General features: G+C 70.8%; 16 protein-coding genes and 1 pseudogene. 10 read left to right on the top strand and 7 right to left on the bottom strand.

Annotated elements, in window-relative coordinates; all coding sequences use genetic code 11:
• Positions 1-122: 122 nt before the first annotated feature.
• On the bottom strand, positions 123-5,939 hold the full coding sequence (gene pulA, locus HHX33_RS15610; protein ID WP_259402506.1) for a pullulanase-type alpha-1,6-glucosidase: 5,817 nt from the start codon (positions 5,937-5,939) through the stop codon (positions 123-125).
• 163 nt (positions 5,940-6,102) lie between these two features.
• On the opposite strand from pulA, the gene HHX33_RS15605 reads away from it, so the two are divergent.
• A complete protein-coding gene (locus HHX33_RS15605; RefSeq protein ID WP_182875314.1) occupies positions 6,103-6,720 on the top strand; it encodes an amino acid-binding protein in 618 nt (205 codons plus the stop codon).
• A 33-nt stretch (positions 6,721-6,753) separates the two neighbouring features.
• Here the strand turns inward: HHX33_RS15605 and HHX33_RS15600 are convergent, their stop codons facing one another.
• Positions 6,754-8,028, bottom strand: a complete 1,275-nt coding sequence (locus HHX33_RS15600) for an ABC transporter ATP-binding protein (protein ID WP_182875233.1) — start codon at positions 8,026-8,028, stop codon at positions 6,754-6,756.
• 313 nt (positions 8,029-8,341) lie between these two features.
• On the opposite strand from HHX33_RS15600, the gene HHX33_RS15595 reads away from it, so the two are divergent.
• The 6 genes from HHX33_RS15595 to HHX33_RS15570 all read left to right on the top strand — a co-directional run bounded on the left by HHX33_RS15595 (position 8,342) and on the right by HHX33_RS15570 (position 14,776).
• On the top strand, positions 8,342-9,649 hold the full coding sequence (locus HHX33_RS15595) for an extracellular solute-binding protein (RefSeq protein ID WP_182875232.1): 1,308 nt from the start codon (positions 8,342-8,344) through the stop codon (positions 9,647-9,649).
• Positions 9,650-9,652: 3 nt separating this feature from the next.
• The gene (locus HHX33_RS15590; RefSeq protein WP_182875231.1) at positions 9,653-10,615 is read left to right on the top strand and encodes a carbohydrate ABC transporter permease; all 963 of its coding nucleotides are present in this window, start codon (positions 9,653-9,655) and stop codon (positions 10,613-10,615) included.
• A complete protein-coding gene (locus HHX33_RS15585) occupies positions 10,612-11,598 on the top strand; it encodes a sugar ABC transporter permease (protein ID WP_310741391.1) in 987 nt (328 codons plus the stop codon). Before HHX33_RS15590 ends, HHX33_RS15585 begins: the two co-directional genes overlap by 4 nt.
• A gap of 26 nt (positions 11,599-11,624) precedes the next feature.
• Positions 11,625-13,253 carry a glycoside hydrolase family 13 protein gene (locus HHX33_RS15580; protein ID WP_182875230.1) on the top strand — a complete coding sequence of 543 codons (1,629 nt, stop codon included), beginning with the start codon at positions 11,625-11,627 and terminating at the stop codon, positions 13,251-13,253.
• A 10-nt stretch (positions 13,254-13,263) separates the two neighbouring features.
• A complete protein-coding gene (locus HHX33_RS15575; RefSeq protein WP_182875229.1) occupies positions 13,264-14,274 on the top strand; it encodes a LacI family DNA-binding transcriptional regulator in 1,011 nt (336 codons plus the stop codon).
• Positions 14,275-14,569: 295 nt separating this feature from the next.
• A complete protein-coding gene (locus HHX33_RS15570) occupies positions 14,570-14,776 on the top strand; it encodes a cold-shock protein (protein WP_114034115.1) in 207 nt (68 codons plus the stop codon).
• A gap of 96 nt (positions 14,777-14,872) precedes the next feature.
• Here HHX33_RS15570 and HHX33_RS15565 read toward each other — a convergent pair whose 3' ends face one another.
• A complete protein-coding gene (locus HHX33_RS15565) occupies positions 14,873-15,145 on the bottom strand; it encodes a MerR family transcriptional regulator (RefSeq protein WP_182875312.1) in 273 nt (90 codons plus the stop codon).
• A 690-nt stretch (positions 15,146-15,835) separates the two neighbouring features.
• Between HHX33_RS15565 and HHX33_RS37225 the strand changes: the two genes are divergently transcribed.
• From HHX33_RS37225 to HHX33_RS36065, 3 genes are all read left to right on the top strand, one after another.
• A complete protein-coding gene (locus HHX33_RS37225; RefSeq protein ID WP_182875228.1) occupies positions 15,836-16,753 on the top strand; it encodes a carbohydrate kinase family protein in 918 nt (305 codons plus the stop codon).
• Positions 16,754-16,854: 101 nt separating this feature from the next.
• Positions 16,855-17,691, top strand: coding sequence for an IS5 family transposase (locus HHX33_RS15555; RefSeq protein ID WP_182875227.1), 837 nt, complete (start codon positions 16,855-16,857; stop codon positions 17,689-17,691).
• Positions 17,688-18,047 (top strand): hypothetical protein, encoded by a 360-nt coding sequence (locus tag HHX33_RS36065; protein WP_182875226.1) that lies wholly within the window; start codon positions 17,688-17,690, stop codon positions 18,045-18,047. The genes HHX33_RS15555 and HHX33_RS36065 overlap by 4 nt, the downstream gene beginning before the upstream one ends.
• Positions 18,048-18,307: 260 nt before the next feature.
• Here HHX33_RS36065 and HHX33_RS37220 read toward each other — a convergent pair.
• From HHX33_RS37220 to HHX33_RS15530, 4 genes and pseudogenes are all read right to left on the bottom strand, one after another.
• Positions 18,308-18,364, bottom strand: a pseudogene (locus HHX33_RS37220) (hypothetical protein); the annotation flags it as partial.
• Positions 18,361-19,863 carry a GH1 family beta-glucosidase gene (locus HHX33_RS15540; RefSeq protein ID WP_182875225.1) on the bottom strand — a complete coding sequence of 501 codons (1,503 nt, stop codon included), beginning with the start codon at positions 19,861-19,863 and terminating at the stop codon, positions 18,361-18,363. The gene HHX33_RS15540 and the pseudogene HHX33_RS37220, both read right to left, overlap by 4 nt.
• Entirely contained in the window at positions 19,860-20,750 is an 891-nt protein-coding gene (locus HHX33_RS15535; RefSeq protein ID WP_182875224.1) for a carbohydrate ABC transporter permease, read from the bottom strand. Before HHX33_RS15535 ends, HHX33_RS15540 begins: the two co-directional genes overlap by 4 nt.
• A gap of 1 nt (position 20,751) precedes the next feature.
• Entirely contained in the window at positions 20,752-21,678 is a 927-nt protein-coding gene (locus HHX33_RS15530; RefSeq protein ID WP_182875223.1) for a carbohydrate ABC transporter permease, read from the bottom strand.
• Positions 21,679-21,712 lie beyond the last annotated feature (34 nt).

Raw genomic sequence — 21,712 nt, 5'->3', positions numbered from 1 at the left:
TCAGCCGGGCTCGGAGTGACCGGGGGTGCTTGGGAACGAGCATCACCCGAGGCTATCCATGGTCATTACGCGAAAAACTCGCAAGAGCGGCAATAGAACACCAAACTTATCCAAAGACGGATTTATGGTGCATTACCGGACGCCTCGGTGAAGACCGCGACCGTGCGGGCGGGCACGCGCAGGACGCCGCTCGCCGGGTCGGCCGCCGCCTGGCGCACCACCGGGTCGGCCGACGCCGCCTGCACCGGGTGCAGCGCGACCTGGGCGCCCCTGACGCCGGGCACGGCCGGAGCGGCGGCCTGCCCGGTGGCGTTGAACACCACGTAGAGCGCCTTGACCGCGGGGTCGGCGCCGGCGGCGTCGATCCGCATGACGATCACTCCGGGCGTCCCCGAGGGCGGGAACGTCACCCGCCGGGCGATCTCCGCCGCCGACCCCAGCGAGAACGCGGGGGAGGAGTACCTGATCCGCAGCAGCTCGCCGAACCCGGCCCGGGCCGCTCCGATCGCCGCGCAGTCCGGCCGCAGCGCGGGGTCGGCCAGCAGCGGCCGCGCGTACGGCCAGCGCGCCTCGTTGTCCTTCGCGGGCGGCAGGCCGGCCCCGAAGCCGTTGCCCCGCTCGCAGTCCCACAGCAGCCGGTTGAACCAGTCGCCCGAGTCGTAGGAGTTGCGGTCGAGCGACTTGGACCGCAGCCGTTCGCTGCCGGCGTGGACGAACGCCGTGCCCTGGCCGAGCAGGGCCGTCGCCAGCGACAGCGTCTGCATCCTGACCCGGTCGGCCATCGGGGTGTCCCGCGGCAGCTTGTACGCCAGAGCGTCGAACAGCGTCTCGTTGTCGTGCGCGTCCACGTACGTCACCGCGTCGCCCGGCGTGGCGGCGTATCCCGCGGGGCCGCCGTTGTAGTCGATCTGCGAGCCCTTCACCGGCGTGCCCGACGACCCGGTGAACGTGAAGTCGCGGAGGTTGCCCGCGAGCCCGAGCCTGATCAGGTCCTCGTAGTGCGCGAGCCGGTCGCCGGGCCGGTCCGCGAGGCCGGAGCCGAAGCCCTGGACGCCCGGGTCGGCGTCGAACGGCGAACCGCCGCGCACCGCGTCGCGCAGCCGGTCGTTGAAGGTGCCGATCCCGGTCCCGGCCATGGCGGCCTGCGTGGCCTGCTCGAACCGGGCGCCACCCGCGACCTCGCCGAAGTCCCAGCCCTCGCCGTACAGGATGATCGACCTGCCGTCCACGCCGTCCCTGTCCGGCGTCAGCGCGTCGAGCGCCTTGCGCACGGCGAGGATGTTCGCCTTGGGGTGATGACCCATCAGGTCGAACCGGAACCCGTCGACCTTGTACTGCCGCGCCCAGGTGACGATCGAGTCGACCACGAGGCGGCCCATCATCGCGTGCTCCGGCGCGGTGTTCGCGCAGCAGGTGGAGGTGGCCACCGTGCCGTCGTCCATGAGCCGCTGGTAGTAGCCGGGGACCACGCGGTCGAGCACGCTGCCCGGGTCCTGCCCGGCGGCGTGCGTGTGGTTGTAGACCACGTCCATGACCACCCGCAGCCCCGCGCCGTTCAGCCCCGCGACCATCTCGCGGAACTCCCTGATCCGCCGGTCCGGGTGGGTCGCGTACGACCCCTCCGGCACCGTGTAGTGCAGGGGGTCGTACCCCCAGTTGAAGGAGTCCTTGGCGGCCGTCTCCGCGACGCACGCCTGCTGGCGGTCGGAGTCCGGCGGCAGCGCTGCGAGGTCGCAGCCCGGCTCGGCGCGGTCCGCCGCCAGGTCGGGCACGGTCGCGAAGTCGAAGACCGGCAGCAGGTGGACGTGGGTCAGCCCGTCCTTCGCCAGGCTCCGCAACTCGGTCATCCCCGCGCTGCCCGTCTCGGTGAACGCCTTGTACGTGCCGCGCTCGGCGGCCGGCACGGTGGCGTCGGAGGCGGAGAAGTCGCGCACGTGCAGTTCGTAGATCGACGCCCGGTCCTGCCGCACCGCCGGGGGCTTGCGCAGCGCCGTCCAGCCGTCCGGCCGCAGCGCCCGGTCGTCCAGGTCCACGATCTGGCTGCGCCCCGACCCGGCCGACACCGACAGGCTGTAGGGGTCGGTCACCTCGTTCGTCACGATCTTCCCGGCGGCCGGGGCGTAGACGGTGACGAGATAGGTGTAGTACCTGCCCCGCCAGGACGGCGGGCCGGCGACGGACCACACGCCCGTGGCGTCGTCCCTGCGCATCGGGTGAACCGTCCGGCGGCCGGCCGCCGGGGCGTCGTAGAGGGCCAGTTCGACCGTCCGGGCCGTCGGCGCCCACACCGACAGCGCGCCGCCGCCGGTCGGCCCCAGAGGGGCCCTGGCGGCCGCGGCGTACAGGTCGTCGAGCACGCCGGGGATCTGCACGCCGGTGGCGGTCAGCAGCGCGCCCGAGGGCCCGCGCTCGACCGCCACGACCTGGCCGCGCAGCGCGTCGCGTACGAGACCGGCGTCGCGCGGGTCCACCTTCAGCGCGCCGTACGCCGCCAGATGCGGCCAGGCGGCCTTCTGCGCGTCGCTGAACTGCCCGGGAGCCAGCCGGATCAGGTGGACGTCGCCGGTGAGATCACCCTTCTCGTACGCGATGTCGCCCTTGGGGGAGTAGGCCAGCGCGTAGTGGTTCGCCGCCGCGACCTCGCCCTTCCAGGCCACCGTGTCGCGGTCGATCCACTGGGCCGTGGCCTTCGACAGGTCGGCGTCCGCTCCGGAGGCCGGCGGTTGCGGCAGTAGGTATCCGTCCACACCTGACAGTTTCCACGCCTCGTTGCCGGTTATCGCGAGGTCGAGCGACTGGTCGGCCTGCTGGTCCTTGACGTCGCCCTTGTGGACGATCCAGCCGAGCGACCGCGCGCCCTCCTTGAGCGGCACCTCGAAGTACACTCCGAAGAGGTCCTTCCCGGCCGGTTTCAGCGGGTCGCCCCACTCGACCGACCCGGCCGCGTCGCCCCAGAAGTGCAGGCCCCAGCCGTCGTAGTCGCCGTCGGCCCGGTGATAGTGCAGCACCGCGACGTGCCGGGCCGCCGCCGCGCTCGCGTGGACCGCGTTCTCGCCCGCGTTGACGTACGCCTCGGGCTGCCGGGCGGGGACGAAGGACTGGTCCGGCCCGGGGTCCTTCGTGTCGCCCCTGTGCACGATGTAGTTCAGCGGCGCGTCCGCGTCCTTCAGCGGCACCCGCCAGAAGGCACCGAAGGCGTCTGTGCCGTCCGGTGGGCGCGGCGAGGCCCACTCGGTGCCCGCGCCGTCGGCGAGCGCGTCGCCCCACAGGTGCAGGCCCCAGCCGTCGTACGCGCCGTCGGGGCGGTGGTAGTGGATCGTGGCGTAGCCCTGGGCGGCGGCCCGGGAGGCGTACACCCCGGGCTTCCCCTCGGTGAGCCACACCTCGCCCGTACGGGCCGGATCGACCGTCCGATCGCCCTGGTCCTTGGTGTCGCCCTTGTGGGTGATCAGGCCGACCTCGGTGGCCCCCGGCTTCAGCTTGAGCCAGGCGAAGCGGCCGAAGGCGTCCTCGCCCTCGAAGGCGACCGGCGAGCCCCACTCGACCGTCTGGTCGATGTCGCCCCAGGCGTGCAGGCCCCAGCCGTCGTAGTCGCCGCCGTCGCGCCGGTAGTGGACCACCAGGTGGTCACGCTTCACCGCGCCCGGCTCCTCCCCGGCCGGCTCCGGCCCGGCGGTCGCGGCCGCCGTGGCGCCCGCGTACCGGCCCGCCGCGTCCTTCACCACGGCCCGGTACGTGAGAGGGGTGCCCTCCGGCACGCCGGTCAGGTCGTGGAACACCCGGTAGACGCGGCCGTTGGGCGCGTCGTCGGTGCCGAGCACCCGCCACGGCGCGTCGCCCGCCTTGACGGCGAACGTGACCTGGGCGAAGCCGCCGCCGGGTACCTCCGCCGAGATCGGCACGCGGCCGTCGCCGGCGGTTCCGCGCAGTGCCGTCCCCGGCAGCGTGAGCGAGATCCGCGGAGCCGCCGACGGGGTGGCGAGGGCCCTGTCGGCGCGGTAGACGACGGCCGTCAGCGGCGGCACGGTCACGGCCAGCCTCCCGTCCGCCGCGCTCGTGAGCGTCTGCGTGCCCCCGTACACCTGGGTGAAGGAGGCCCCGGCCGAGTACGTGGGGATCTGGACGGCTCTGGCGGCCGTGCCGCTGTTGAGCGCCACCACGAACTCGACCCGTTCCCTGGCGCCGAGCCGGGAGAACGCGTACACACCGCCGTCGGCCAGCCGTTCGATCTGCGCGCCGTCCGCCAGCGCGGGATAGCGGTCGCGGAGCCGGGCCAGTTCGGCGATCGAGGTGTAGAGCGGGTGGGTGGTGACGTAGTTGTCCGCGGCGTGGGTGGCGGTGGTGCCGATGAGGTCGTCATCGAGGTAGTCGGCGGTCCTGGAGGCGAACATGGTCTGCCGGGCGTCCTTGTCGCCGCCGTCGCCGGTGAAGCCCTGCTCGTCGCCGTAGTAGACCACCGGCTGGCCGCGGGTGAGATACATGAGCTGGTGGGCCAGGCGGTCGCGGGCGAGCAGGGCGGCGTCCCCGGCCGACGGGGCGGCCTGCTTCAGAAAGTAGCCGATGCGGCCCATGTCGTGGTTGCCGAGGAACGTCGGCAGCGACGCGGCGTTGGAGTCGGCGTCGGTGAAGTAGTCGTCGGCCGCGTACAGCCTGCTCAGGCCCGCGGCGTCGCCGCCGGCCGCGTAGGAGCGGGCCGCCTCCTGGAAGCCGAAGTCGAGCGTGGCGTCGAGCGTGCCCGTGGTCGAGTAGCGGCTCTCCACGGCGGGGTCGGACGTGTAGACCTCGCCGAACATGAAGAACCTGTCGTTGCCGAGCCTGGCCGCGTACGTGTGCAGCGCGGGCGCGAAGCGCTGCCAGAACTCCAGGTTCACCTGCTTGGCGGTGTCGATGCGGAAACCGTCGATCCCGGTCTCCTTCACCCACGTCCGGTAGATGTCCGTCATGCCCTTGACGACCTCGGGACGCTCGGTCCACAGGTCGTCGAGGCCGGAGAAGTCGCCGTACTCGGAGCTCTCGCCGGAGAAGGTCGAGTCGCCCCGGTTGTGGTACATCGTCGGGTCGTTCAGCCAGGACGGCACCTTCGACCTCGCCCGCACCACCGGCGTGTACGGGAAGGACTTCGCGGTGACCTTGGGGAAGTCGTCGCGCAGGGCGTAGTCGCGGTCGTCGAAGACCCGGCCGGAGGCGTCCACGTAGGGATAGGCGGCCTTGCCGCGATAGCCGTACGTCTTCTCGGCGTAGTCGACGAGGTCGGCGGTGTGGTTGGTGATGATGTCGAAGAACACCTTCATGCCGCGCTTGTGCGCCTCCTTGACGAGGCTCTTCATCTGCGCGTTGGTGCCGAGGTGCGGGTCGATCGCGGTGAAGTCGGTGATCCAGTAGCCGTGGTAGCCGGCGCTGGCCTCCGCCCCGGTGCCCTGCACGGGACGGTTCTTGAACGACGGCGTGAGCCAGATGGCCGTGCTGCCGAGGCCCTTGACGTAGTCGAGCCTGGAGATCAGCCCGGCGAGGTCGCCGCCCTGGTAGAAGCCCTTGTCCGCGGGATCGAACCCGGTCGTCAGCCGGTCGCCGGTCAGCCCGCCGCGGTCGTTGGAGGCGTCGCCGTCGGCGAACCGGTCGGTCATCACGAAGTAGAGGCGCTCGCGGGACAGGTCCACGCGGAGCGCGTCCCGGGCGAGCTCGGCGTCCGGCGGCGCGGCGGGCGGCCCGGCGTGGCTCGTGGCCGTCCCGGCGCCGGTGTTCACGGTGGTCTTCGCGGTGGTCCCGGCGGCTGTCCCGCCGGCCGTAGGGACGGCGATCCGCGCGGTGGTGGGGGATGTGGTGAGGGACGTGGTGGCGGAGGCGGTGGCGGGAGGGGCGGCGAGGAGCGCGGCGGCCAGTGCCGTGGCCGAGAGTGCCGCGAGGGGCGCGCGCCCGCGCCGGTGCTGGGGGGTCACCATGGCCCGGAAGCTACTGTCCTGACCACGTTGGTGCAAGCATTTGCTGAAATTTCCAGAAACATTCCAGTCGCCTCGTGACCCGCCGCCGTAACAGGCGTGAAACCTGTGTCCGACACTGTTGGTGTCGCGTCGCCCGGCGCGGATGGAGGAGGAGGTGGTGGGGATGTTGCTGCGGCTGAGGGTCTCGCTCCCCGACCGGCCGGGGGTGCTCGGCCAGGTGGCGCGGGCGTTCGGGGTCATGGGCGCCGACATCCTGCAGGTCACCGTGCTGGAACGGGAGGCGGGCCGGGCCGTGGACGACTTCACCGTCTCCTGGTCGGGGGTGTTCGAGCCCGCCGAACTGCGCGACCGCATCGGAGTGGTGCCCGGCACGCGGGTGGAGGGCGTGTGGCCGACCCGGGAGGTGCCCGGCGCGAGCCTCGACTACGACCTCCTCGGCCACGTCGCCGGCGACCCCGACCGCGCGTACGTCACCCTCGTGGACGCGGTGGCCGACCTGGTCAGCGCGGAGTGGGCGGTGACCGTCGACTCGACCGGCGGCGCGGTCGTCCACGGAAGCTGGCAGGCGCCCGAGTCGGTGCCCGCGGCCGAGTTGATCCCGCTGCGCGCCACGGCGTTCGAGGAGGGCGACCTGCACCTGGTCAGCGTGCCGATGGACGGCGTCCACCTCGTGGTGGCCCGATCCCAGGGCCCGGCCTTCCACCGGGCGGAGGTCGACAAGATCGTCCGGCTGGTGGGGATCGTCTCGGTGCTGGCCGGCGGCGTCAGCCGTACGGTGTGAGCCCTGGCCCGCGGGCCGGGACGGCGGGTGGCGTCAGCGGCGGGGCGGGTCGATGCGGTTGCCGTCCATGGTGAAGAGCATGAGGCGGGAGACGTCGACGGCGACCCGGCCGTGCTCGCCCGCGCGCCACACCGGCCGGTTGCCCAGCCGGACGATGAGGTCGGCGCGCCGGTGCGTGCCCGACGTCGAGACCGGAGGCGGTTCCTCCTGCTCCTCCGGCACCGGCGATCCGTTCAGCAGGCGGCGCATCATCGACCGCGCCCTGCCGCCGCCGTTGGTGCCGTTCATCTGGCGGCGGTCCGGCGGCTCCGGCGCGGTGACGGCGGGGATCCCGGCCTCCAGGTAGGCCAGCCACTCGTGGCCGTGGTACTCCAGCGTCCTGACCCGGCCGAAGAAGGTCGGGCCCTCGGTCTTCTCCGGCACCGGGACGAGCCCGTCCGGCCGGATGCCCACGATGATCTGCATGCCGGTGTGCTGCGAGACCGCGTACGCGCGTGGATCGGTCCATGGCATGGTGATCTGATGGGGGCCGAAGTCGAGCATGATGAACTTGTTCTGCGGGGTGCGCACGGTCGCCGCCAGCAGGTTGAGCTGCTGGGAGTTGAGGAACGCGGCGGTGAAGGCGGTCGCCGGGTCGTTGTAGACCTGGGCGGGGGTGCCGAGGTCCTGCAGCACGCCCCTGTTCATGATCGCGATACGGTCGGCCAGGGTCAGCGCCTCGACCTGGTCGTGCGTCACGTAGATGGTGGTGACCCCGAGCGCTCGCACCAGTGACGAGATCTCCATGCGCAACTCGGTGCGCATGCCGGCGTCGAGGTTGGACAGCGGCTCGTCCATCAGGAAGAGGGAGGGCTGGCGCACGATCGCGCGGCCCATGGCGACGCGCTGGCGCTGGCCGCCGGACAGCGTGCCCGGACGCCGGTCCAGCGTCTCGTCGATGTGCAGCGCCCGCGACAGCTCGACGACCCGCTGTTTGGCCGCGGCGGGGTCGGCTTTGGCGATCTCCAACGGGAACGACAGGTTGCCGCGCACCGTCCGGTGCGGATAGAGGGCGCCGTTCTGGAACACCATCGCCACGTCCCGGTCCCGGGGAGCGAGGTGGTTCGCGAGCTGCCCGCCCAGCCACAGGTCGCCGGAGGTGATCTCCTCCAGTCCCGCGATCATGCGCAGCAGCGTGGACTTCCCGCAGCCCGACGGGCCGAGCAGGACGAGAAGCTCGCCCTCGTCCGCACGCAGGTTCATGCGGTCGACCGCGAGGTACCCCCCCGGGTAGATCTTCGTCACGTTGTCGAGGACGACGGTGCTCATTGCAAGCTCGTTCCTCCCGGGCAGGAGAGCCCGGATCCCCAGCCGCCGATGTAAATGATGAGGTAGTACATCGCGTCGCGGGCACTCATGTCCATACGTGTCGTGAAAGATCCGGCATCTGCCTGCAACTTGCCGTTACTCCAAACTTTCCCCTTGCTAAAGCCGCGTGTCAGGGTTATGCCGTGACCTCCCTGACGCACTCCGGGAGGGGTCAAAGGTAACGAAATTGCTGAAACTTTCTGTAAGGCCTTTCATCGCCGGTGGCCCCCTGTTACCTTCCGGTCAAATCCCCTGACCAAGGAGTGCGACACAGATGAGGCGAGTCCTCACGTCCGCGGTGGTCGCCGCGGCGCTGGCTTTGGCGGTCACGGCCTGTGGCGGCGACTCGGGCGGCGACTCGGGCGGCGCCGGATCGGCGCCCGCCGGGAGCGCCGCTCCCGCCGAGGTGTCCGGCACGGTCACCTGGTGGGACACCTCGGACGCCACGACCGAGGGTCCGGTCTTCCAGGAGCTCATCAAGGACTTCGAGGCCAAGTACCCGAAGATCAAGGTCGAGTACGTCAACGTGCCGTTCGCGGACGCGCGGGACAAGTTCAAGACCGCCGCGCAGTCGGGGTCGGGCGCCCCCGACGTCCTGCGCACCGACGTCGGCTGGGTCGCGGAGTTCGCCTCCCTCGGCTACCTCGCGCCGCTCGACGGCACGGCGGCCGTCGACAAGCCCGAGGAGTTCCTGCCGGTCCCGGCCGCGAGCGGCAAGTACAACGGCAAGACGTACGGCGTGCCGCAGGTGACCGACACCCTCGGCCTGCTGTACAACAAGGAACTGCTGAAGAAGGCGGGTTACGACGAGCCTCCGGCCACGATGGCCGACCTCAAGAAGGCGGCGCTCGACGTCAAGTCGAAGACCGGCGCGGGCGGGCTCGCCCTGAACGTGGACGCCTACTTCCTCCTCCCGTTCATCTACGGCGAGGGCGGCGACTTCGTCGACGTACCGAACAAGAAGATCACGATCTCGTCCCCGCAGAGCGTGGCGGGAGTGAAGATCGTCGAGGACCTGATCACGTCCGGCGCCGCCGTCAAGCCCGCGCTGCAGGACAGCTACACGAACGCGGAGACCGCGTTCAAGGACGGCAAGGTCGCGATGATCTTCAACGGCCCGTGGTCGAACGCCGACAACCTCGGTGGCAAGGTGTTCAAGGACGACCCGGACAACTTCGGCGTCGCTCCGGTCCCGGCCGGCTCGGCGAAGGCGGGCGCGCCGCTGGGCGGCCACGACTACACCGTCTACGCGGGTTCGAAGAACCTCGACGCGTCCTACCTGTTCGTCCAGTTCATGGACAGCGCGGAGAGCCAGGCGAAGATCGCCGGCAAGCTCGGCCTGCTGCCGACCCGCCAGTCCGCCTACAGCGCCTCCGAGGCGACGGCCAACCCGAAGATCGCCCAGTGGCAGAAGCCGATGGAGTCGGCCGTCGAGCGCCCCTGGATCCCCGAGGCCGCCTCGCTGTTCCAGCCGCTGGTCGAGGGCTACCAGAAGCTCGCGGGCGGCCAGACGACCACCGAGCCCATGCTCAAGGACGTCGCCACCGCATACCAGGGCATCCTCAAGGGCTGGAGCCTGTAGGCGATGACGGCTGACGTCGTCGCGACGAGAAGGGCCGCGCCCCGTAACGGGGCGCGGCGCCTCCTGTCGCGTCACTGGTACGCCTGGGCGATGACGGCGCCGGTCGTCATCGTGACGCTGGTGCTGGTCGGCTATCCCCTCGCCCGTGGCGTCTACCTGTCGCTGACCGACGCGACCGAGGCCAACATGGGCCGCACGATCGGGATGAACGTCATCCCGTCCACGTACGAGTTCGTGGGCCTGAAGAACTACGCCGCCATCCTCACCTCGCCCGAGTTCCTCGGCCGGCTCGCCTGGACGATCGTGTGGACGGTCGTCTGCGTCGCCCTGCACGTGGGCATCGGCCTCGGTCTCGCGCTGCTGCTCAACCGCCCGCTGCGGCTGCGGTCGCTCTACCGGATGCTGCTCGTGCTGCCCTGGGCGGTGCCGGCCTTCGTGTCCGCGTTCATCTGGCGCTACCTGCTGAACGGCGAGTTCGGGGTGGTCAACGCCATGCTGCGGGCCGCCGGGTTCGCCGGGATCGCCTGGCTCGACGACCCGTTCTGGGCGAAGGTCTCGGTGATCGCCTGCAACGTCTGGCTCGGCGTGCCCTTCATGATGCTCGCGCTGCTCGGCGGTCTGCAGGCCATCCCGCGCGAACTGTACGAGGCGGCCGAGGTCGACGGCGCCAGCCCGTGGCAGCGGTTCCGGCACATCACGCTGCCGGGCCTGCGCCCGGTGTCGAGCACGGTCGTGCTGCTCGGCACGATCTGGACGTTCAACCAGTTCCCGGTCATCTTCCTGCTGACCCGCGGAGGACCGGGCGGATCCACGGAGATCCTCGTGACGTACGCCTACCGCCAGGCGTTCGAGGGCATCAGGAACTACTCCGGCTCCGCCGCCTGGGGCCTGGTGATCCTCGCGCTGCTCGTCGTCCTGGCCACCGTCTACAAGCGCGCGCTGCGGCGGCAGGGGGAGGCGTGGTGAGCCCCGCCGCCCCCGCACCCGCCCCTGAGCCGAGCCCCGTGCCGAGCCCTGTGCCCGGCTCCGCTTCCGCCGCGCCGGCTCCCGCGCCGGCTCCCGCGCCGGCTCCCGCGCCGGCTCCCGCGCCGGCTCCCGCTCCCGCCGGGGCGTGGAGCCGCGACCGGCGCACCCCGGCCAGGTCGGCCGCCCTGCACCTCACGCTGATCGCGGCGAGCATCGTGTCGGTGTTCCCGGTCGCGTGGCTGGTGCTGACCTCGCTCAAGCCGAGGAGCGTCATCGAGACGGCCTCGGTCGCGCCGGTCGACCACCCCACCCTCGCCAACTACGCCCAGGTCCTGGGGGAGACCAGGTTCCTCACCTGGGCCGCCAACTCCGTGATCGTGTCGCTCGTCACGGCCGCGCTCGGCGTGCTGCTGTCGGCCACCACCGGCTACGCCGTCAGCCGGTTCCGCTTCCCCGGGTTCCGGTCGGTGATGTGGATGCTGCTCATCACGCAGATGTTCCCGGTGGCGATCCTCATCGTGCCGATCTACAACCTGATGGCCGGGCTCGGGCTGATCAACCAGTTCCCGTCGCTGGTCGTCGCGTACCTCACCTCCACCGTGCCGTTCTGCGCGTGGATGATGAAGGGCTACTTCGACACGGTTCCCGTGTCGATCGACGAGGCGGGCCGGGTGGACGGCCTGACCCCCTTCGGCACGTTCTGGCGGCTGATCCTGCCGCTGGCCAAGCCCGGCCTGGCGGTGGCCGCGTTCTACTCGTTCCTCACCGCGTGGGCGGAGGTCGCGTACGCGACCGCGTTCATGACGGGCGACGACAAGTACACGCTCGCGGTCGGGCTGAGCCAGTTCGTCGGCCAGCACAAGGCGGAGTGGGGCCTGCTCACGGCCGCGTCGGTGCTGATCGCGATCCCGGCGGCCGCCGTCTTCCTGCTCGTCCAGCGTCACCTCGTCACCGGCCTGACGGCCGGCGCGACGAAGGCGTGACCCAACATGAGAATCGGGGGATCCCCATGACAGAACTCGCCGTCCCGCCGCCGGTGGTCACCACCCGGTGGTGGCGCGACGCGGTGATCTACCAGGTGTACGTCCGCAGCTTCGCGGACGGCAACGGCGACGGCGTCGGCGACCTGCTCGGCGTACGCAGCCGCCTGGGCTATCTGTCCGACCTCGGCGTGGACGCGATCTGGCTGACGCCGTTCTATCCCTCGCCGATGGCCGACTTCGGCTACGACGTGGCCGACTACCGGGACGTCGACCCGATCTTCGGCTCGCTCGCCGACGCGCGGGCGCTGATCGAGGACGCCCACGGGCTCGGCCTGCGGATCATCGTGGACGTGGTGCCCAACCACACCTCCGACCGGCACCCCTGGTTCGAGGCGGCGCTGCGGGCCGAGCCCGGCAGCCCCGAGCGGGCCCGCTACATCTTCCGCGAGGGCAAGGGCGTCGCCGGCGAACTGCCGCCCAACGACTGGGAGTCGATCTTCGGCGGGCCCGCCTGGACACGGGTCGGGGACGGGCAGTGGTACCTCCACCTGTTCGCCCCCGAACAGCCCGACCTCAACTGGGAGCACCCGGAGGTGCACGAGGAGTTCGCCGACGTGCTGCGCTTCTGGCTCGACCTCGGGGTGGACGGCTTCCGGATCGACGTGGCGCACGGGATGGTCAAGGCCCCCGGTCTGCCCGACGTGGGCGCCGCCGGGCAGGCCGAGATGATCGGCGCCCAGGTCGTGCCGTTCTTCGACCAGGACGGCGTCCACGAGATCCACCGGGCCTGGCGCCGCATCCTCGACTCCTATGAAGGAGAGCGGATCGGCGTCGCGGAGGCGTGGGCGCCCTCGCCCGAGCGGCTGGCCAACTACGTCCGCCCGGACGAACTGCACCAGGCGTTCAACTTCCACTTCCTCAAGGCGCCGTGGGACGCCGTGCGCTTCCGCGAGGTCATCGACGAGTCCGTCCGCACGTCGGCGCTGGTGGGCGCGCCGCCGACCTGGGTGCTGTCCAACCACGACGTCAAGCGGCACGTCACCCGGTACGGCGGCGGCGAGCGGGGCCTGCGCAGGGCGCGCGCGGCGGCGCTGCTCATGCTCGCGCTGCCCGGCTCCGCCTACGTCTACCAGGGGGAGGAACTGGGACTGCCCGAGGTGCTCGACCTGCCGGAGCGGTACCTCCAGGACCCCCAGCGGCTGCGCGACCCCGACAGCGGCCGGGACGGCTGCCGGGTCCCGCTGCCGTGGACCGACGCGGGCGAGCCGCCGTACGGGTTCAGCCCGCCGGGCATCACGGAGAGCTGGCTGCCGGTGCCGGCCGGCTGGCGCGACCTGTCGGTGGAGGCCCAGGTCAGGGATGGCGCGTCGATGCTCAGCCTCTACCGGGCCGCCCTCGCCCTCAGGCGGGAGCGCCCGGAGCTGGGCGACGGCACGCTGACCTGGCTCGACAGCCCGTCCGGCACCCTCGCGTTCCGGCGCGGCGACACGTTCGCCTGCGTCCTGAACATGACGTCCGGATGGGTGGAGATCCCGCCCGACCGCGCCGCGGAGTACGGAGAGCCGCTGCTGGCCAGCAGCGGGCCGGAGTCCTCCGGCGGCGTGGTCCGGCTGGCCCCCGACTCCGCCACCTGGTGGACCAGGGACAATGTCTAAAGTGGTGGCCATGCACAACACGCGCCTCGCTGACATCGCTGCTCAAGCCGGAGTCAGCGAGGCGACGGTGAGCCGCGTGCTCAACGGCAAGGCGGGGGTCGCCCCGGCCACCCGCCAGGCCGTGCTCACCGCCCTCGACCTCATGGGCTACGAGCGGCCCCAGCGGCTGCGCCAGCGCAGCAACGGCCTGGTCGGCCTGGTGATCCCCGAGCTCGGCAACCCGATCTTCCCGGCCTTCGCCCAGGCGATGGAGAAGTCGCTGATCCAGCACGGCTACACGCCGATCCTGTGCACGCAGGAGCCCGGCGGCGCGCCCGAGGACGAGTTCACCGAGATGCTCCTCGACCGGGGCGTCTCCGGCATCGTCTTCGTCTCCGGCCTGCACGCCGACACGACCGCCCGGATGGACCGCTACACCCGGCTCACCGACCGCGGGCTTCCGATCGTGCTGGTCGACGGGTACAGCGACGCCATCCCGGCGCCGTTCATCTCGCCGGACGACCGGCTCGCCGTACAGCACCTGGTGGACCTCGGCCACGAGCGGATCGGGCTCGCGCTGGGGCAGCGGCGCTTCGTCCCGGTGATCCGCAAGATCGAGGGCTTCCGCCAGGCGATGGCCCAGCTGCTCGGCCTCACCGACGTCGAGAACCTCGTGCAGCACTCGCTGTTCTCGGTCGAGGGCGGGCAGGCCGCGGCGGGCGCGCTGATCGAGCGGGGCTGCACCGGCATCTTCTGCGCCAGCGACCTGATGGCCCTCGGCGCGATCCGCGCCGCCCGCGAGCGCGGGCTGTCGGTGCCGGGGGACGTGTCGGTCGTCGGGTTCGACGACTCGCCGCTGATGGCGTTCACCGACCCGCCGCTGACGACCGTGCGCAAGCCGATCGGCGCCATGGCCGCGGCCGCGGTGCAGACGCTCCTGGAGGAGATCGGCGGCACCCCGGCCAAGCACGTCGAGCTCGTCTACCAGCCGGAGCTCGTCGTCCGCGGCTCCACCAGCTCCGGCCCCCTCGTCAACCGCTGACGCCGTGCTCCCGCCTCCCGGGGCGTCCTTCCGAAGGCGAGAGGGGTGCGGGGGCGCGGCGCGGAACGCGATCTGTCCGGGCGGACGGCGGCGCGGTATGCGTATCGCGCCTCACGTGTGCTAAGTTAGACGTAGTTGCAGTTGTGGTACCCATGATGAACTTGTGTGCACCTGACGGTATGTAGCCTCAGGTGCATTTTTGTTTGCCCGGTCTACTCCGGGTGTGGGCCTATCGCGGCAACGCGGAATTCGTGACGACGCGGATTCCGGCCACACCTGTCAAGAGGAGATCGACATGGCTACCGGTACCGTCAAGTGGTTCAACGCGGAAAAGGGCTTCGGCTTCATCGAGCAGGACGGCGGCGGCGCCGACGTCTTCGCGCACTACTCCAACATCGTCTCTCAGGGCGGCTACCGCGAGCTGCGCGAGGGCCAGAAGGTGGCCTTTGATGTCACCCAGGGCCAGAAGGGCCCTCAGGCCGAGAACATCGTCGCCGCCTGACGAAACAGCGTCACGTATCAGGGCTCGCACCTTCACGGGTGCGAGCCCTCATTCGTCTCCGGCCGCCGCACGCGAGTCCGCGGCGCGGAACGCCGATCACGGCCGCGCGGCTTCTCCGGGCGGGCGGTCGCGCGCGTCGTTGACACGCAGCGCTTCGGCTAGCTGGTCTTCCAAGATGATGATCCGGCAGGCGGCTTCCACAGGAGTGCCCTGATCGACGAGTTCCCGGGCGCGCGCGGCCAGCCGCAACTGGTAGCGGGAGTAGCGGCGATGGCCGCCGCTGGAGCGTTTCGGCTCGATCAGTTTCGCGGCGCCCAGAGCCCGCAGGAACGCGGGGCTGACACCGAGCATCTCCGCGGCCGCGCCCATGCTGTAGGCGGGGTAGTCCTCATCGTCGAACCGGTCTTCGGCCCTGGGTCCGGCCGAGTCCGCAATGCTGCCGTGAGCGTGTGTGGCACCCTCGGCAGCCGAATGAGGTTGAACCATACGTTCCTTTCATCACGCGTCAGGGGGCCCCGGCACCTGTCGTGCCGGGGCCCCGAAGAGTTCAACACCATCTACCGGCCATATCCGGCCGGCCAACTGTTTTCCGCGACCGCCGTACTGGGCGGCGGCGTTGCGGGGATCGCGGATGCGTGACCGTAGACCACCTGCTTCCTGTGGAACTGCGGTACCCGAGCGGCGAGACTCAGCCGGCAACGGGCGATCCTGATGGCGTCAGCACTCCCTTCATCTCTTCTTCCCGGACCATCGTCCGGCTTCACCTGCGGCAGCGCGCCGACGATCAGGGCCTCAACCACTGCACCGGCCCGTCACACCCGGCCTTCTGCCATCGACTTCCGACTTCGTCGTACTCCGGGCAGTTCGTCGTGATGCAGATACTTCCGCTGCCCGGTCCAACCGTTCCTTACGATGCGAGAAACACTAGCCCCAGCGGGCCCAAATGTCTACTACGGCGAGCGCAGATTTTCGGTGCCGGGCGCGGCAGTCTTTCGTCGGCCTCGGTGATCTGGCAGCGTCGTACCGCTTGATCCCGCGCCGCGACCGTCCGGAGCCGACGTGACCCGTGATGATGCCGACGACCGCGTCGTCGCCGACCGCCCGCTCGACGTCCTCGTCGTCGGCGGCGCCGGCGTCGACACCACCGTCTACGTGCCCGAGCTGCCCCTGCCGTACGCCGACACCTACACCGTGCCGCCCGTCGTGGACCGGATCGGCAACACCGGCGCCGGAGTGGCGCTCGGCTGCCGCGCGCTCGGCCTGCGGGTGACGCTCGTCGACCTGATCGGCGACGACCCGCAGGGCGCGCTGATCCGCGCCCACCTCGCCGGCCGTGGCGTGGACGTCGCCTTCGCGGAGACGGCGGCGGGCACCCGGCGCAGCGTGCTGCTCGTCGGCCCCGACGGGCGGCGCACCTCGCTGTTCGACCCCCGGGCGGTGCCCGGGGAGCGGCTGCCCCGGGACCTCTACCTGCCCGCGCTCCGCGCGGCGCGGCACGTCCACCTGTCCATCACGGACTTCTCCCGGCACGTGTACGCCGACGTCCCCGCAGGCACGACGACCTCGACCGACCTGCACGACTGGGACGGGGAGGCCGAGCACCACCGCGACTTCGCGCTCTTCTCCGACATCGTCTTCCTGTCCGCCGCCAGGCTCGGCGACCGGCGCGAGACGGTCATGCGGTCGATCGCGGAGCGGGGTCGCGCGTCGCTGGTCGTCTGCACCGACGGCGCGGCGGGCTGCCATGTGCTGTCCGCAGGCGACCTGCGGCACTTCCCGGCCCGGCCGCTCCCGGCGCCGGTGGCCGACACCAACGGCGCCGGCGACGCGTTCGTCTCGGGCTTCCTGTACGGCCGCCTGGACGGCCGGCCCTTGGAGGAGTGCGTACGACTGGGCGCCGTGGCGGGGGCGCACGCGTGCACGGTGCCGGGCACCCACGAGGACCCGATCGGCCTTGACGCGCTGCTCAGCGCCTGAGAGGGCGATTCGCGAGGGTATGGCCGAGTTGCGTAGTGTAGTTGCGTGAATTTATAGCGTTACGACTGATCCGCGGGCTTGGGGCATGCTGTGATGGCGGCGTGACTGAGCGCAAGCCGTACCCAAGCGACTTATCCGACGAACGGTGGGCCCTGATCGAGCCTGTGATCACCGCGTGGAAGGCCGCGCACCCCTCGGTCAGCGGCCACCAGGGCAGATACGACCTGCGGGAGATCGTCAACGCGATCCTCTACCAGAGCCGGACCGGCTGCCAGTGGGACTACCTGCCCCACGACCTGCCGCCCCGCAGCGCGGTGTACTACTACTTCGCCAAGTGGCGCGATGACGGCACCGACCAGACGATCCACGACCTGCTGCGCTGGCAGGCGCGCGAGAAGCGGGGACGATTAGCCGACCCGAGCCTGGTGGTGCTCGACACCCAGAGTGTGCACGCGGCGGCCGGCGTCCCGTCCGACACCACGGGCCGGGACGCGGGCAAGAAGGTGCCCGGGCGCAAACGCGGCCTGGCCGTGGACGTGCTGGGCCTGGTCATCGCGGTCGTGGTACTGGCCGCCTCGGCGCACGACAACGCCGCCGGGATCGCCCTGCTGGACCGGGTCGCCGCCGCCACACCGCCCGGCAGTGTGCGTACGGCGATGGCCGACCAGGGGTTCAAGAACACGGTCGCCGACCACGGCGCCGCGCTCGGCATCGACGTTCGGGTCGTCGAGCGCAACCCCACGGACAAGGGGTTCGTCCCGCAGCCCAAGCGGTGGGTGGTGGAGCAGACCTACGGCATCCTCGCCTGGCACCGCCGGCTGGTCCGCGACTACGAACACCGCCCTGCAAGCTCCGAGTCGCGGGTGTACTCGGCGATGAGCGACGTGATGGTCCGCCGGTTGACCGGCACCTTGAGCATCTCCTGGCGCGGCGCATGACCGGCCATGAGGCGAGCAGAGTGCTGCTGGACAAGATCGACGCACGTGAGGCCGCTCTGGCCGGCGAGGCCGAGCAGACGCGCGCCCACATCGCCGAGCTCACCGCGAGACTGCGTGAGCTCGACGAGGCGATCGGTCATCTGCGGATCACCCGCAAGACCCTCCTGTCGCTCGCCGACGTCGACGACGCCGAGCCAGCCGCACCACCGTGCCAGGCCCTGGACCTGCCCATCGTGTCCAAGAACACCGAGAACATCCGCTCCAAACTCAAACGCCTGGTCAGCCGCGGCATCCTCAGGTCGCGAGCGCGTAAGGGCCGGCCGGTGTCGGCGAAGACGGTCAGGATCTGCTGGTAGGCGGGGTGATTGGGAACCGCGGCCGGCGCGGCGCATAACCCGAAGCAAACGGAACACGCGGGATCAAACGCCCTCTGAGACAGGGCAGACCGGCTGTGGGCGGCCACTCGCACGCGAGGCCGATTGACCGGTGCGGGCCGCGCGGGGTTTCCTGCACGGCCCGCCGGTAGGCCTTGGCAGATCCGCGGGCTGTGCGCAACACGATCGGGAGGAGCGGTCAGCTCGATGAGCTTCTCGGCCGCCGCCCGGTCGACGGCGAAGTCGGTCTTGCCGCCGAGGAGGTGGCCGTAGATCCGGGCGACGCTGGAGACCGTCACGTCGATTCCTCCGCCGCCTGGGAAAGCGGCCCCGGTCCCCAGCGCTCATCCCTGGGGGTGCCGGCGACCAGGATGTCGACCGGGCCGGTGGTCGCGGGGCGGGCGGTGACGGGGGTGGTGACGACCGGGTCGGCGATGAAGTCCCGCATCCAGCGGAAGCTGGCCTTCGGCGTGCGCGCCTGGGTGTCGTAGTCGACGTGCACGAGGCCGAACCTCGCCGAATACCCCCGCGCCCACTCGAAGTTGTCCAGCAACGACCAGCAGAAGTACCCGCGCACGTCGGCGCCCGCCGTCATCGCCTCACGGGTCGCGGTCAGGTGGTCGCGCAGGTAGTCGATGCGCCCGGTGTCCTCCAGCGCGCCGTCGTCGCCGTACCCGTTCTCGGTGATGTAGACGGGCGGCAGGTCGGGATAGCGGGAGGTCAGGTCGACCAGGGTCTCGTACAGGCCCTCGGGCTCCACCACCCAGCCCAGCCCGCTGGTGCGCGCGTCCTCGGGCGTGACGGTGCGCACGCCCAAATCGAACGCCAAGCGCCGGATGGGATCGGCCTCCTCGTACGGCGCCGCCTCCACGTGTAGGCGGTAGTAGTAGTTCACCCCGAGGAAGTCCACCGGCCTGCCGACGATCTCCAAATCGCCGTCCCGGCGGAAGGAGAAGCCGCTGATCCGGCCGAACGTCTCGGCCATGTCGGCGGCGTAGGCACCGCCGAAGAGAGGTTCGGTGAACTGCCGGTTGACCAGCAGGTCCATCCGGCGCGCGGCCTGGACGTCCTGCGGCGACGAGGTGACGGGAACCGTGGGCGACATGTTGAGCGTCACCCCGATCTGCTGACCGGACCTGGCCATCTCCCGCAGGCGCCCCACGGCGAGGCCGTGCCCGAGCAGCAGGTGGTGGGCCGAGGCGAGCGCGCCGTGCCCCTCCTTGGCGCCGGGCGCGTGCCGGCCCTCGCCGTAGCCGACGATGGCCGAGCAGTACGGCTCGTTGAGCGTGATCCAGTTCGACACCGACTCGCCGAGGGCGTCGTACATCACCTCGGCGTAGTCGGCGAAACGCTCGGCGGTGTCGCGGATCCGCCAGCCCCCGAGGTCCTCGAGCGCTTGCGGCAGGTCCCAGTGGTACAGCGTGACGTACGGCTCGATGCCGCCCTCCCGCAGGGCGTCCACCAGCCGCCGGTAGAAGTCCAGCCCGCGCCGGTTCACCGGCCCGCGCCCGTCGGGCAGCACCCGCGGCCAGGCAACGGAGAATCGGTAGGCCCCCGCCCCCAGGTCTTTCATGAGGCCGACATCCTCTTGCCAGCGGTGGTAGTGGTCGCAGGCGAACTCACCCGATTCGCCCCGTGCCACCGCGCCGGGCACCCGGCAGAAGGTGTCCCAGATCGAGGGCCCCCGGCCGTCGGTGTCGACGGCCCCCTCGATCTGGTACGCCGCGGTGGCCGTGCCCCACACGAAGCCGGCGGGAAAGGTCCGCGGCCGGGTGCGACTTTCCTCGATCGCCGTCATCCCTTGATCGCTCCTGACATGATTCCTCCGATGATCTGCCGGCCCAGGGCCGCGAAGACGGCCACGACGGGCACTGTCGCCAGCACCGTGCCGGTGAGCACGAGCGCGTAGTCGGTCGTGTAGCCGCTGGCCAGCGAGGAGAGCGCGACCTGCACGGTCGGGTTCTCCGGGGTGAGGACCACCAGCGGCCAGAAGAAGTCGTTCCATGCCTGCATGAACGTGAACAGCCCGAGCACGGCCGCGGCCGGCCGCGCCGCGGGCACCACCACGTGCCAGAACAGGCGCAAGGTGGAGCAGCCGTCGATCCGTCCGGCCTCCAGGAGTTCGTCCGGCACCGCGCTCGACAGGTACTGCGTCATGAAGAAGACACCGAACGCCGTGACCAGGCCGGGCACGATCACCGCCTCCAGCCGGCCGGTCCAGCCGAGCTCCGCCATGAGGATGTAGAGCGGGATGATCCCGAGCTGGTGCGGCACGGTGGTGGTCGCGATGGCCACGACCAGCAGCGACGTCCGGCCCCGGAAGCGGAGCTTGGCGAAGGCGAACCCGGCCAGCGTGGAGAACAGCACGACCGAGACGGTGACCGAGCCGGAGACGATGAAGGAGTTGAGCATCGCCTTACCGAACGCGGTCGTGTCGAAGACCCGCGCGATGTTCTCGAACAGGTGCCCGCCGGGCGTCAGGACGGGAGGCACGCGGGCGATGGCGTCGTTGTCGTGCGACGCCACGATGAGCGACCAGTAGACGGGGAACAGGGAGCCGAGCAGGACGGCGACCAGCGCCGCATAGGTCCAGAACCCGGCCGAGCGGCGCCCGCCGGGGGAGCGGGCCGCCCGCGAGCGGGGCACGCGCGCCTGCCGGGGCGCCTCGGTGATGATCGTCGTCACGTCAGCTTCTCCTGATCCGGCGGGTGACCGAGTAGTTGACCAGAGCCATGACCACGATGATCAGGCACAGGGTCCATGCGATGGCCGAGGCGTAGCCGAACTTGTACAGGCTGAACCCCTGCTCGTAGAGGTAGAGGCCGACGGTCTGGAACTGTCGGTCCGAGCCTCCCGTCGGGTTGCCCGTGCCGGCTTGGAACAGCAGCGGCTCGGCGATGATCTGGAAGCCGCCGATGGTGGACACGACGGCGGTGAAGATGATCGTCGGCCGCAGCATCGGGATCGTGATCTTCCGGAACTGGGTGAACTGGCCGGCCCCGTCCAGCGTCGCGGCCTCGTACAGATGCTCGGGGATCGTCTGCATGGCGGCCAGGTAGATCAGCGCGTTGTAGCCGGTCCACCGCCAGATGACGATGAGCGAGATGGCGATGTGCGAGGACAGGGTGCCCGCCTGCCAGTCCACCGGGTCGAGCCCCACCAGATCGAGCGCCCAGTTGACCATGCCGAAGTCGCGGCCGAAGAGCTGGGCGAAGATGATCGTGACGGCGACGATGGACGTCACGTTGGGCAGCAGCACGCCCATCCGGAAGAACGTGCGGGCACGCAGGCTGCGGTTGAGCATGTGCGCGATGAACAGGGCCGCGAGCAGCTGCGGCACGGTGGACAGCAGCCAGATGCTGACGGTGTTGAACAGCGCGTTCCAGAAGTAGTCGTCGGTCAGCAGTTCGGCGTAGTTCGCCAGCCCCACCCAGTGCCGGGTGGGCTCCAGCAGGTTCCAGTTCGTGAGCGAGACGTACGCGGTGTACAGCAGCGGGAACATCCCCACCGCGCCGAACAGCAGGAAGAACGGGGCGATGTAGAAGTACGGCGAGCCCTTGACGTCGAGCTGGTAGGCCCAGCGGCGCCGTGGCCCGGATCGTGCGAGGGTCATGGGTCCATCCCGGGGAAGGGGTGACGGCGGGCCC

The sequence above is a fragment of the Microbispora sp. H10670 genome, assembly GCF_014161385.1.
GTDB lineage: Bacteria > Actinomycetota > Actinomycetes > Streptosporangiales > Streptosporangiaceae > Microbispora > Microbispora triticiradicis.
The sequence above is the reverse complement of the archived record's forward strand: the minus strand, read 5'-3'. Positions and strand labels throughout refer to the sequence as shown.

Bases quoted from the DNA above. Each gene is read 5' to 3' on its own strand.
- HHX33_RS36065 (WP_182875226.1), top strand. From the start codon at position 17,688: ATGACCGGCCATGAGGCGAGCAGAGTGCTGCTGGACAAGATCGACGCA.
- HHX33_RS15540 (WP_182875225.1), bottom strand. From the start codon at position 19,863: ATGACGGCGATCGAGGAAAGTCGCACCCGGCCGCGGACCTTTCCCGCC.
- HHX33_RS15595 (WP_182875232.1), top strand. From the start codon at position 8,342: ATGAGGCGAGTCCTCACGTCCGCGGTGGTCGCCGCGGCGCTGGCTTTG.
- HHX33_RS15600 (WP_182875233.1), bottom strand. From the start codon at position 8,028: ATGAGCACCGTCGTCCTCGACAACGTGACGAAGATCTACCCGGGGGGG.
- HHX33_RS15575 (WP_182875229.1), top strand. From the start codon at position 13,264: ATGCACAACACGCGCCTCGCTGACATCGCTGCTCAAGCCGGAGTCAGC.
- HHX33_RS15565 (WP_182875312.1), bottom strand. From the start codon at position 15,145: ATGGGCGCGGCCGCGGAGATGCTCGGTGTCAGCCCCGCGTTCCTGCGG.
- HHX33_RS15590 (WP_182875231.1), top strand. From the start codon at position 9,653: ATGACGGCTGACGTCGTCGCGACGAGAAGGGCCGCGCCCCGTAACGGG.
- HHX33_RS15605 (WP_182875314.1), top strand. From the start codon at position 6,103: ATGTTGCTGCGGCTGAGGGTCTCGCTCCCCGACCGGCCGGGGGTGCTC.
- HHX33_RS15570 (WP_114034115.1), top strand. From the start codon at position 14,570: ATGGCTACCGGTACCGTCAAGTGGTTCAACGCGGAAAAGGGCTTCGGC.
- pulA (WP_259402506.1), bottom strand. From the start codon at position 5,939: ATGGTGACCCCCCAGCACCGGCGCGGGCGCGCGCCCCTCGCGGCACTC.
- HHX33_RS15580 (WP_182875230.1), top strand. From the start codon at position 11,625: ATGACAGAACTCGCCGTCCCGCCGCCGGTGGTCACCACCCGGTGGTGG.
- HHX33_RS15530 (WP_182875223.1), bottom strand. From the start codon at position 21,678: ATGACCCTCGCACGATCCGGGCCACGGCGCCGCTGGGCCTACCAGCTC.